We start from the raw sequence: 10950 nt of genomic DNA, 5'->3' as shown, positions 1-10950 counted from the left end.
GTTGAGTGACGTAAGGCCAGTCACACGCCCTGTGAGCATCCGTGCGGCCCGGGGTATTTACGAGGTAGATTTCAGCTTCTAGACGGACGCTGAACATTGAGCAAGATGTGTTGGGCAGACGCTTACGGCCAATATACTTGGGCGGCTCCACGTGGCCACTCATACCAAGTGCTGAAGCATACTTGACCTCCTCACCCTACACCTAAACTTGCGCAGCCACCAAGCCTTAACGGCCTCTTCTTTGAGCTGAAAAGCTGCGATTTCTCCCCTAAACCTTTCGAAGATTCTCTTTGATTCAGCCTAAATGGCTCAGCTTGCATCGTCTAAAGAGAAGTCTGGGCACTTATTATAAATATTCTCCTTGCGTCGGTGTATCTCATTGATTATCATTGATAAATATTATATCGAATTTAAGATTCCAGGTCGGTTCACCCAGATAAGGGTTCGAACCGGCCCTGGGACACCAGATTCAGAGCCCCGCACAGCTCATTTGGCTGCCGGGGCTTTTTTGTGCGCGTTTGGCGCGGATCCAGTCGAACCTTGCTACTGATCCGGGTTCACAGCAGGGGCATCCTGTATTTCTCTTGAAGGTGTACCTTCCATGCGCTCGCGCGGCGTCTGAGCTGTAGTTAATCATTTTGAACAAATTAATCTCCGCAAACAGCGCGTATCGCCTGTCCGGATTCGGCGACACGGGACTATCATTCCGCTAGCCCTGACCCCCACTGCAAGGAGCCGCTCGGAACGCCGATGCGCCAAATCTGGAAATCTTTTCGAGCCCTTTATTTCGCCTCATTAATGATGCTGATCGGCTCAGGCCTGCTCAGTACTTACCTGGCACTGCGCCTTGCGGCCGATCATGTCGACAGCCTGTGGGTGGGTGCCTTGATGGCCGCCAACTATTTCGGCCTAGTGCTGGGCGGCAAGATCGGGCACCGCCTGATCGCCCGCGTCGGGCATATTCGTGCCTATGCCACCTGTGCCGGCATCGTCGGTGCGGCCGTGCTGGGCCATGGTCTGATCAATTGGCTGCCGGCCTGGATCGTACTGCGTGTCATCGTGGGCTTGGGGATGATGTGCCAATACATGGTCATCGAGAGCTGGCTCAATGAGCAGGCCGAAGCCAAGCAGCGTGGCCTGGTATTCAGCGGTTACATGATCGCCTCCTACCTGGGTCTGGTGCTGGGTCAGTTGATCCTGGTGATGCATCCCCAGCTCGGGTTGGAGCTGCTGATGCTGGTGGCTTTGTGCTTTGCCCTGTGCCTGGTACCGGTGGCCATGACGCGCCGCATTCACCCGGCGCCCCTGCACCCGGCGCCGATGGAGCCGCGCTTCTTTATAAAGCGCGTGCCGCAGTCGCTGAGTACGGTGCTGGGGGCCGGGTTGATCGTCGGTTCGTTCTACGGTTTGGCGCCGCTGTATGCGTCCCAGCAGGGGCTGACCACTGAGCAGGTCGGCCTGTTCATGGGCTCATGCATTTTTGCCGGGTTGTTGGTGCAGTGGCCGTTGGGCTGGTTGTCGGATCGTTATGACCGCGCGTTGCTGATCCGCTGTTTCGCCTTGTGCCTGGCGGTAGCGGCACTGCCATTGGCGATCATGACCAGGGTGCCTTTGGAAGTATTGTTCGTTGCGGGCTTTTTCTGTTCGTTGGTGCAGTTCTGTCTGTACCCGCTGGCCGTGGCGTTTTCCAATGACCATGTCGAAGGTGACCGCCGCGTGTCGCTGACAGCCATGCTGCTGGTGACCTACGGCGTGGGTGCCAGCATCGGACCGCTGTTGGCCGGTGTGGTAATGAAGATGTTTGGCAGCCACATGCTGTATGCGTTTTTCAGCCTGTGTGCCCTGATCCTTGTATGGCGCATCCGGCCGAAGGCTGTGACCAACCTGCATCAGGTGGACGATGCGCCGTTGCACCATGTGGCGATGCCCGACAGCATGTCCAGTTCGCCACTGGTGGCTGCGTTGGATCCGCGTGTGGATGAAGCGGTGGTGCAGGAACAGATGCAGACACCGGTCCCGGACGCTGAACCTGAACCTGAATCCGAGTCGCCGCCACCGGTTGACGAACCAGACGCTGAAGCAGCTGTGACACCAATGGACCCGGAAGAACACCCTCATGACCTCAGCAGGGCGCGCCCCTGAAAGCAAAAACGGGCAGATCCTGTCAGGATCTACCCGTTTTTTTGTCGCGATTCGCCCTGTCAGAAATCATCGTCCTTGTCGAACCGCCGCGCTTCGCGTTGCAGTTGATATACGAAGCGTTCGACCTGACGCTGCACAAGACCGCTCATGTTATGAAAGCGCACGCCGGCAAAGGTGGTATTGATGCGATCCTCGAAATGCAGGTGACGCAATTCGACGGACGTGGTCATGTTGCCAAAAGGCAGGGCTGCGATAAACCGGTCGTAAACCTGGCCCAGTTGCAGGCGCTCCGAGATATCGCCCTCAAAGCGTAGTTTGCAGCCAGTGGCGGAGATATCGAGCAGTTTTCCGTTGGCCGGAAATTTGAGCCTTTCGCCACCCAGCTCAATGTTCACCAGTTGAGCCAGCTTCAGCGCGGCGCGGAAGGCATTGCGGCGCTGATGATAAACCACCTCGTCCGGCATGTTGCCGGTATAGATACGGTGGCCATCTTTCTCGCTGATGGCGAGGGTGCCGTTGCTTTCCCAAGCGACACGCACGCCATCGTGGAAGCCCTCGATGCGAAACGGTTCGCCGCTCTCAAGGTGACGTTCACCATCGCGCGGGATCATTTCGTCCATGATCAGGATCTTGCCGTCGCGGTCCACGTCCACCAGGTAACTCTGGAAGCGCTGGCTGCGTTCGTGGAAGGTGATGATCAGCGGGTCATGGCTTTCTTGCAGCATCCGCAACGTGCTGGCGATTTCCAGAGGCGTGGTGAGCACCTTGGGTGGCTGCGGGGCATCTTCCGCATTAAGGGCGTTGAACACGGTTCTTCCATCTCCAGACAAAATACGACTACTCGCAAGAACCGGCATTTTGCCAGTATGTGGCGCGCCTTGGATAGGCCACGCTGCAAACCAAACTCAGGCTTGGCTGCGGGTACTGGGTTTGACCAGGCGGGAGGTGGAACCCTGAGCGTTGTACAGCGCAGGTGGCTCACCGCCATGAAGTATACGCAACTGATTGGCGGTCGTAGCTTGCTGCAGCTGGATCGACTGGCCGTTGAGCAAATTGGCTTCCTGGCACTGGGTGAGCAATTGGTTGAGCGCTTTGCTCTGTGCCAGCAATTGGTCGCCAACCGAGGAATGGCTGGCCAACTGGGCGAGGCCGTCGTGGTCGGCCGGCAGGCCGAGGCTGGTCAGAATCTGGCTGCGCTTCTTGCCGTGCTGTTCGAGCAGGACAATCAACGATTGTTTGCGCGCCAGTATTTCTTCGAGCAAGGGCATGTCCCGACCGTAGAGGGCCAGGGATTCTTCTTTGAGCAGCTCGAGCAATTGTTGCGTCGGCGCCAGATCATCGATGATCAGTTCAAGCAAGGTTTCGTCGTGGTGCATGGCAGGCCTTGGGGTTTAAGCGTCCAAAAGCCCGGCGCAGGCCAGTGCCTAGCGCTCGGCTTCGAAATTAAGCAGCTTGCTGGCTACGCGGTTGCTGTCGACTTTGTAGCTGCCATCGGCGATCGCCTGTTTCAATTCGGCCACGCGGGCTTTGTTGACAACCGGTTGGTCGCGCAGCGAGTCAGTGACCTTCTGCAACTGCTGAGCCTCATTGCTCAAGTGTACGGATTCCCCGCTCTGGCTGGCGCTGGCCTGTTCCGTCTTGGCGGCAGGCGCTGGCTGGGCCTTGGCTTCTGCGCTTTCTTTGGTGCCGCTGGTGCGCGTAGTACCTGGCAATGCCGGGGAGTTATTTAAACGGCTGAAATCGATGACCATGATAAAAAACCTCTGGGTATTTGGACGCTTGCCATGTTTTCGGCCATACCCAAACAAACTTTAGGCTCGATAGACAATAAAACTGTGCGCACGAAAGTCTCGCCCACAGTGTAGGAAAACCCGGCGTCCTATACCAGTGCTCTATAAAGCCACCTCCACTTGGCCAGGGGCCGTCACGCGTGCCTTGATCACGCGGTTGGAGTTGAGGTTCTTCACCCGAATCTGTTCACTCATGCCGCCGTTGGACAGCGCTTCCCCCGGCATTCTCACGTTCAGCCCGCCACTGCTGGCGGAAATCACCACCTGATCGCCTTTGCGGATGACCTCGGCCTGTTCCAGGTGGACGAGGGTTATTACCTGGTCGGTAACCACTGGTCGGGTCAGTTTCTGCCCGATGGCTTGGTCGACCGAGGTCAGATAGCCCTGGCTGATCTGGCTGATGTCGCGTTCACGCAGCACCACATCCTCGAAACCGATGATGCCGGTGCGCTTGAGTGGGCGCGCCACCACCACCACGTCGCGGAACAATTTGACCTGGGCCGGCACGAACACGGTCCAGGGCGACGCACCTTCGCAACGTACTTTTACCGTCACGCGCCCGATTGGCTGGGCCGGGCTTTCCAGGCTGGCTGTCAATTCCTTGTCGCACATCGGCATGCGCAAACGTGGGTCGAGCTGCTTGACCTCGATCTCATAACGGCCCGGCGTCTGTGTGCTGGCCAGATAATCTTCTACAGTGAACTCAAGAAAGCCCTGAGTGACGCCGATAAGGAGATCAGGCAGGGTGACGTTGTCGGCGCGAGCCGCTGCGCCTGAGCCCAAGGCAAGCAATGTCAGCGTGACGCAAAGCAATCTGCGGTACGTTGGAAGGCGTCGGGAAACTGTCGTTTTAAGGTCCATGACCAATAAATAGCAAAGCTCGTGCCGTTTAGAGTGGAGTGCGCGTCGCACCCCCAAAGGTTTAGCGTAGGAGTCTGGGCATGGCAGGTGTAATGGATTCAGTAAACCAGCGCACACAGCTGGTAGGGCAGAATCGCCTCGAGTTGCTGTTGTTTCGTCTGGACGGCAAGCAGCTGTATGGCATCAACGTGTTTAAAGTGCGGGAAGTGCTGCAGTGCCCCAAGCTGACAATCATGCCCAAGTCCAGCCCGGTGGTGTGTGGCGTGGCCAACATCCGGGGCGCGACCATTCCGATTCTTGATCTGGCGCTGGCCACCGGTTCCGCCGGGCTGCAGGATCGCCAGAGCCCGTTCGTGATCATCACTGAGTACAACACCAAGACCCAGGGTTTCCTGGTGCGCTCGGTGGAGCGCATCGTCAACATGAACTGGGAAGAGATCCATCCGCCGCCCAAGGGCACCGGTCGCGATCACTACCTCACGGCAGTGACGCGGGTCGACAACCAGTTGGTGGAAATTATCGACGTGGAGAAGATCCTCGCTGAAGTGGCACCGACCTCGGAGAACATCTCGGTGGGCGTGGTGGATGCCGACACGGCGCACAAGGCGATTTCGCTGCGCGTGCTGACGGTGGATGACTCTTCCGTGGCGCGCAAGCAGGTAACCCGTTGCCTGCAAACCGTCGGTGTGGAGGTGGTGGCCCTCAATGATGGTCGCCAGGCCCTGGATTACCTGCGCAAGCTGGTGGACGAGGGCAAGAAGCCGGAAGAAGAGTTTCTGATGATGATTTCCGACATCGAAATGCCGGAAATGGATGGCTACACCCTGACGGCCGAGATACGCAACGATCCACGCATGCAAAAATTGCATATCATCCTGCATACTTCGTTGTCGGGTGTTTTCAATCAGGCAATGGTCAAGAAAGTCGGCGCCGATGACTTCCTGGCCAAATTCCGCCCTGATGACCTCGCATCCCGGGTAGTCGACCGGATCAAGGCAGCAGATCACGGCTAGGGGATTCCCCTGGCGGTCACACGATTTAAGAGGCGGTATCTTTGTCTACGGGTAATTTGGATTTTGAACAGTTCCGGGTCTTCCTGGAAAAGGCCTGTGGCATATTGCTCGGTGAAAACAAGCAATATCTGGTATCCAGCCGCCTCAACAAATTGATGGAGCAGCAGGGCATCAAGTCTCTGGGCGAGCTGGTACAGCGCATCCAGGGCCAGCCGCGCAGCGGGCTCAAGGAAATGGTGGTCGATGCCATGACCACCAACGAAACCCTGTGGTTTCGCGACACCTACCCGTTCGAGGTGCTCAAGAACAGAGTGCTGCCGGAGGCTATCAAGGCCAGCCCGGGTCAGCGCCTGCGTATCTGGTCAGCCGCGTGTTCGTCGGGGCAGGAGCCTTACTCGATCTCGATGGCCATCGATGAGTTCGAGAGGACCAATATCGGTCAGTTGAAGGCCGGCGCGCAGATTGTTGCCACCGACCTGTCTGGCACCATGCTCACCAACTGCAAGACCGGCGAGTACGATAGCCTGGCCTTGGGGCGCGGCTTGTCGCCGGAGCGGCTGCAACGGTTCTTCGACCCCAAAGGGGCAGGGCGCTGGGCGGTGAAGGCGCCGATCAAGAGCCGGGTGGAGTTTCGCTCGTTCAACCTGCTCGACAGCTACGCCAGCCTGGGCAAGTTCGATATGGTGTTCTGCCGCAACGTGCTGATCTACTTCTCGGCCGAGGTGAAGAAAGACATTCTGTTGCGCATCCACGGCACCCTCAAGCGTGGTGGCTATCTGTTCCTCGGTGCCTCGGAGGCACTCAATGGTCTGCCGGACCATTACCAGATGGTGCAATGCAGTCCTGGGATCATTTACCAGGCCAAGTGATGCTCACTTGAAAAAACGGGAGGCCCTGCAAAGGCCTTCCTTTTTTATGCGCGCAGCAAAACCGGATCCCACCGCTGGCGGTATTCAGGGCCGGGGCTGCATCCGAATATTGCTCAAGGACAAGCGATGAGTGCCGTGAGGCACGCTCTGGTTAAAAATGCCCAGCCGAACATCGCCCGTCAGCGCTGCGGTGAATGATCCGGTGCCGGTTTGCGGTTGAGCCTGGGTAATGTTTTGTACGGTGGCGCCGATCCGGCTGCCGTTTATCGTCAGGTACAGGGCCGAGCCATCGGCCGCGGGCGAACCGCCAATAACCTCAAAGCTGCAATCATAGGTGCGCCCCGCAATCACCGGAACGGCACGGGTGATGAGGTGAGCACTGCTGGCCTGGCTGATGAACAGGTCAACGACCACGTTGCCATTGATGACATGCAATAACCCGCCTACGTAGGGGCCCTGGGGCACCCAGCCCTGGAAAGTGTCATCGCTGAAATCCCATACGGCGGCAGGCAGTGGCACGACGACGGGGCTTGAGTTGATAAGGACTTTGGCGGGTGGCGCAGCGGAGTTGCTCCCTGCACGGTTGATGGTCAGCAGCAATTGCACGACTTTGCCTGCGCTGGCTTCAACAAAGCCTTTGGGTATCAAAAACTCGAGCTTGGGAGCGTTCGTGGCGATCAGAAAGCTTTGGTTGAATTCGCCACCGCGTACGCTGCTGCTCAGGGTCAAAAAAACCCGATCATTCGGCATGACCGGGAAATCGGCGGTCAGCCCTGCGCTGTTACCGATAATAAGTCGGGTGTTCAGCTCCGGCGGGGTGGACGCGGAGTTTTGTTCGTTGAATCTTGGCGGCGGGATAATCAACATTTCGAACCTCTGCGGCATATATCAAGGGTGTCCGCCGAATAAGGCATTCAGACCATAGGCACGACAACTGTCAGAAATGACAGTCAAGACCAGCGGTGATCCCATCCCGCCGTCCAACTGACGTTATCGCCTGATTGCCGCCCCTGCGTAAAAGCGGCAAGCACTGTTGCCGCTTTACTGGCGCCACGCGGAAGCCTGTTGCCGCTTTTCTGGCATTGACGCTGCATCGATCCCCGGCAACCCCTTGAATTCAGGGGGTTGAGCACGTTGGCATGCGCCTTGCTATGACCTTGTTACGAACAGCAGGTCAGCCTAAAGGTTTCCGCCATGAGCATCAGCTTCGATAAAGCGCTCGGTATCCACGAACAAGCCCTTGGCTTTCGCGCCAAGCGTGCCGAAGTCCTGGCCAACAACATTGCCAACGCCGATACCCCGAACTACAAGGCTCGGGATCTGGACTTCTCCGCCGTGCTCGCCGCACAGCAGGACAAGACCCAGAACGGCACCTTCGCCCTGAATATGACCAACAGCCGTCATATCGAGGCGCAAGGCCTGAGCAGTGGTGACGAGTCGTTGCTGTATCGCACGCCGATGCAGCCGTCGATCGACCAGAATACCGTCGATGCCCAGCTGGAACAGTCGAACTACGCCGAGAACTCGGTGAACTTCCAGGCCAGCTTCACCCTGCTCAACAGCAAATTCAAAGGGCTGATGTCAGCCCTGCGTGGAGAGTAAGCCATGTCCCTGTCCAGTGTTTTCAATATTGCCGGTAGCGGCATGAGCGCCCAGACCACGCGCCTCAACACCGTGGCCAGTAACATCGCCAACGCCGAGACCGTGTCTTCGAGCATTGACCAGACTTACCGCGCGCGTCACCCGGTATTCGCCACCATGTTCCAGGGCGGACAGAGCGGCGGCAGCGATTCGTTGTTCCAGGATCAGGGCAATGCAGGCTCCGGCGTGCAGGTGCTGGGTGTCGTCGAGGACCAGAGCAACCTCGAAGCCCGTTACGAGCCCAACCATCCTGCTGCGAACGAAAAGGGTTATGTCTACTACCCCAACGTCAACGTGGTCGAGGAAATGGCGGACATGATCTCGGCCAGCCGCTCGTTCCAGACCAACGCGGAAATGATGAATACCGCCAAAACCATGATGCAGAAGGTCCTGACCCTGGGTCAGTGATAAGGGGCGCCAACTAATGGCCATCGTTGATACGTCAAGCAACTCGGCAGTCCAGGACCTTTTCAATTCGAAGGTCAAGACTGCCCAGGACAATACCAGCCTCACTGACGCCGCCGCAGGCGCGACGGGCAGCCAGGCCATGGGCAAGGATGCTTTCCTGAAACTGCTGGTGACCCAGTTGAAAAACCAGGACCCCTTGTCGCCTCAGGACAACGGTGCGTTCGTGGCCCAGTTGGCGCAGTTCAGCAGTCTTGAAGGCATCAATAACCTGAACGACTCGGTCAAGTCGATTTCCACCAACGTTACCTCGTCGCAGGCGCTGCAAGCGTCCTCGCTGGTGGGCCGCTCAGTGATCACCCAGACCGACAGGACACTGGTCGACACGAGCAAGAGCATGACCGGCTCTGTAAATGTGCCGGCGTCAGTGGGCAATGTCTCGATCAAGATCACCGACAAGGACGGCAACACCGTGCGCACCCTTGACATGGGCGCGCAAACCGCCGGCTCCCAGAGCTTTATCTGGGACGGCAAGAACGACAAGGGTGAGGTTGCGACGTCGGGGACTTACACGTTCACGGCCACCACCAAGAATGACGCGGGCGATTCCGTCGCCCTGGCCACCTCGCTGCCGGCCACGGTAACGAGCGTGACCCTGAGCCAGACCGGCGGCGAAATGCTGCTCAACCTGGCAGGCGGAAGCAGTATCAAGCAGTCGCAAATCCAGACCATCGGTTTATAGAGCCCGCTAACTACGGTGCAAGGAGAAATACATGTCTTTTAACATCGGCCTTAGCGGCCTCTATGCAGCCAACAAACAACTGGACGTGACCGGCAACAACATCGCCAACGTTGCAACCACCGGCTTCAAGTCGTCCCGTGCGGAGTTCGCCGACATCTACGCGGCGTCCAAACTGGGCACCGGCCAGAACAGCATCGGCAACGGTGTGAACCTGGCGGCCGTATCCCAGCAGTTCACCCAGGGTGACGTGAACGGCAGCGGCGGCGTCCTTGACATGGCGATCCAGGGTGGCGGCTTCTTCGTGCAGAAGGGCAGCGACGGTGCGTTGCAATACACCCGCAGCGGCGCCTTCCGTGCTGACAAGGACGGCTACATCACCAACAACACCGGCACCGCGCGCCTGCAAGGTTATGCTGCGGATGACAACGGCAAGATCATCAAGGGCGGCCTGACCGACCTGCAACTGAACCTGTCGAACCTGCCACCTAAGGCCTCCAGCAAGGTCGATTCGGCCAGTAACCTGAACTCCTCGGAACCGGTGATCGACCAGGTGGCCAAGCCGTTCAACCCGAACGACACCAGCACCTTCACCACCCAATACAGCACCACCTTGTATGACACCCAGGGCAACTCCCACGCCATGGTGCAATACATGGTCAAGTCGGACTCCAACCAGTGGAAGTCCTATACCTTGATCGACGGGCGCAACCCTGATGGCAGCGCGCCGACGGGCACTGGCGCTGTCGCTCCGGTCGCCTCCACGCTGTCGTTTGATACCGCCGGCAAGCTCACCGGAATCGTGACCCCGCCAAGCACGGCGTCCAACACCACGTTGACCATCTCCAACTGGGTGCCGGGCACTGTGACCGACGGCGTGTGGAAGGCTAACGGCGCCGCCGCCAACGCCGGTGGTGTGGCCGTCAACATGGCCACGATCACACAGTACAACTCGGCCAGCTACCGCAACCCGCCGGTCACCGACGGTTATGCCACCGGCCAGATCACAGGCCTGAAAATCGACGGTAACGGCGTGCTGTTCGCCACCTTCAGCAACCAACAGAGCAAGGCCGTCGGCCAACTCTCCCTGGCCAGCTTCAACAATGAACAAGGTTTGCAGCCGGCGGGCAGCACCACTTGGAGAGAAACCTTCGCTTCGGGCCAGCCGGGCTACGACACTCCGCAATCCGGTACTCTGGGTTCGATCGTGTCCAACTCCCTGGAAAACTCCAACGTCAACCTGACCAACGAGCTGGTGGACCTGATCAAGGCCCAGAGCAACTACCAGGCGAACGCCAAGACCATCTCCACCCAGAGCACCATTATGCAGACCATTATCCAGATGACCTGATGCGGTAGTGTTCCACAGAAAGCCCCTCTTTTAGAGGGGCTTTTTTGTGGGCGCAGGAAAAGCGCCTGGCGCCTATCAGGTGATGCCTTGAAATACCGGCAACGGGAACGCGCCATGCCCGCTTTACCACTGATGAGTC

The 10950-nt window shown here is 58.3% G+C and carries 12 protein-coding genes; 7 read left to right on the top strand and 5 right to left on the bottom strand.

Annotation, left to right across the window (positions count from 1 at the left end; all coding sequences use genetic code 11):
* Positions 1 to 750 precede the first annotated feature (750 nt).
* Positions 751 to 2142, top strand: coding sequence for an MFS transporter (locus TU75_RS25120; protein ID WP_060550472.1), 1392 nt, complete (start codon positions 751 to 753; stop codon positions 2140 to 2142).
* Between the two features lie 59 nt (positions 2143 to 2201).
* On the opposite strand, the gene TU75_RS25115 is transcribed toward TU75_RS25120, so the two are convergent.
* From TU75_RS25115 to flgA, 4 genes are all read right to left on the bottom strand, one after another.
* Complete coding sequence (locus tag TU75_RS25115) at positions 2202 to 2951, bottom strand: flagellar brake protein (RefSeq protein ID WP_003233508.1); 750 nt, start codon at positions 2949 to 2951, stop codon at positions 2202 to 2204.
* 96 nt (positions 2952 to 3047) lie between these two features.
* Positions 3048 to 3518 carry a flagella synthesis protein FlgN gene (locus tag TU75_RS25110; protein ID WP_015372772.1) on the bottom strand — a complete coding sequence of 157 codons (471 nt, stop codon included), beginning with the start codon at positions 3516 to 3518 and terminating at the stop codon, positions 3048 to 3050.
* Between the two features lie 48 nt (positions 3519 to 3566).
* Complete coding sequence (gene flgM, locus TU75_RS25105) at positions 3567 to 3893, bottom strand: flagellar biosynthesis anti-sigma factor FlgM (protein WP_003233506.1); 327 nt, start codon at positions 3891 to 3893, stop codon at positions 3567 to 3569.
* A gap of 141 nt (positions 3894 to 4034) precedes the next feature.
* Positions 4035 to 4793 carry a flagellar basal body P-ring formation chaperone FlgA gene (gene flgA, locus TU75_RS25100; protein ID WP_032870414.1) on the bottom strand — a complete coding sequence of 253 codons (759 nt, stop codon included), beginning with the start codon at positions 4791 to 4793 and terminating at the stop codon, positions 4035 to 4037.
* An 80-nt stretch (positions 4794 to 4873) separates the two neighbouring features.
* On the opposite strand from flgA, the gene TU75_RS25095 reads away from it, so the two are divergent.
* Entirely contained in the window at positions 4874 to 5806 is a 933-nt protein-coding gene (locus tag TU75_RS25095; RefSeq protein ID WP_003233504.1) for a chemotaxis protein CheV, read from the top strand.
* 41 nt (positions 5807 to 5847) lie between these two features.
* Positions 5848 to 6675: a protein-glutamate O-methyltransferase CheR gene (gene cheR, locus TU75_RS25090; protein WP_015372770.1), complete on the top strand. Its 828-nt coding sequence runs from the start codon at positions 5848 to 5850 to the stop codon at positions 6673 to 6675.
* A gap of 84 nt (positions 6676 to 6759) precedes the next feature.
* Here cheR and TU75_RS25085 read toward each other — a convergent pair whose 3' ends face one another.
* Entirely contained in the window at positions 6760 to 7542 is a 783-nt protein-coding gene (locus TU75_RS25085) for a hypothetical protein (RefSeq protein WP_003233502.1), read from the bottom strand.
* Between the two features lie 327 nt (positions 7543 to 7869).
* On the opposite strand from TU75_RS25085, the gene flgB reads away from it, so the two are divergent.
* From flgB to flgE, 4 genes are read left to right on the top strand one after another with little or no spacing between them, the layout of a single operon-like run.
* Positions 7870 to 8277 (top strand): flagellar basal body rod protein FlgB, encoded by a 408-nt coding sequence (flgB, locus tag TU75_RS25080; protein WP_003233501.1) that lies wholly within the window; start codon positions 7870 to 7872, stop codon positions 8275 to 8277.
* Positions 8278 to 8280: 3 nt separating this feature from the next.
* Complete coding sequence (gene flgC, locus TU75_RS25075; protein WP_003233500.1) at positions 8281 to 8724, top strand: flagellar basal body rod protein FlgC; 444 nt, start codon at positions 8281 to 8283, stop codon at positions 8722 to 8724.
* A gap of 16 nt (positions 8725 to 8740) precedes the next feature.
* The gene (gene flgD, locus TU75_RS25070; RefSeq protein WP_060550471.1) at positions 8741 to 9463 is read left to right on the top strand and encodes a flagellar hook assembly protein FlgD; all 723 of its coding nucleotides are present in this window, start codon (positions 8741 to 8743) and stop codon (positions 9461 to 9463) included.
* Between the two features lie 31 nt (positions 9464 to 9494).
* On the top strand, positions 9495 to 10811 hold the full coding sequence (gene flgE, locus TU75_RS25065) for a flagellar hook protein FlgE (RefSeq protein WP_003233498.1): 1317 nt from the start codon (positions 9495 to 9497) through the stop codon (positions 10809 to 10811).
* The last annotated feature ends 139 nt before the right edge of the window (positions 10812 to 10950 follow it).

Source organism: Pseudomonas poae, assembly GCF_001439785.1.
GTDB classification, from domain to species: domain Bacteria; phylum Pseudomonadota; class Gammaproteobacteria; order Pseudomonadales; family Pseudomonadaceae; genus Aquipseudomonas; species Aquipseudomonas poae.
The sequence above is the reverse complement of the archived record's forward strand: the minus strand, read 5'-3'. Positions and strand labels throughout refer to the sequence as shown.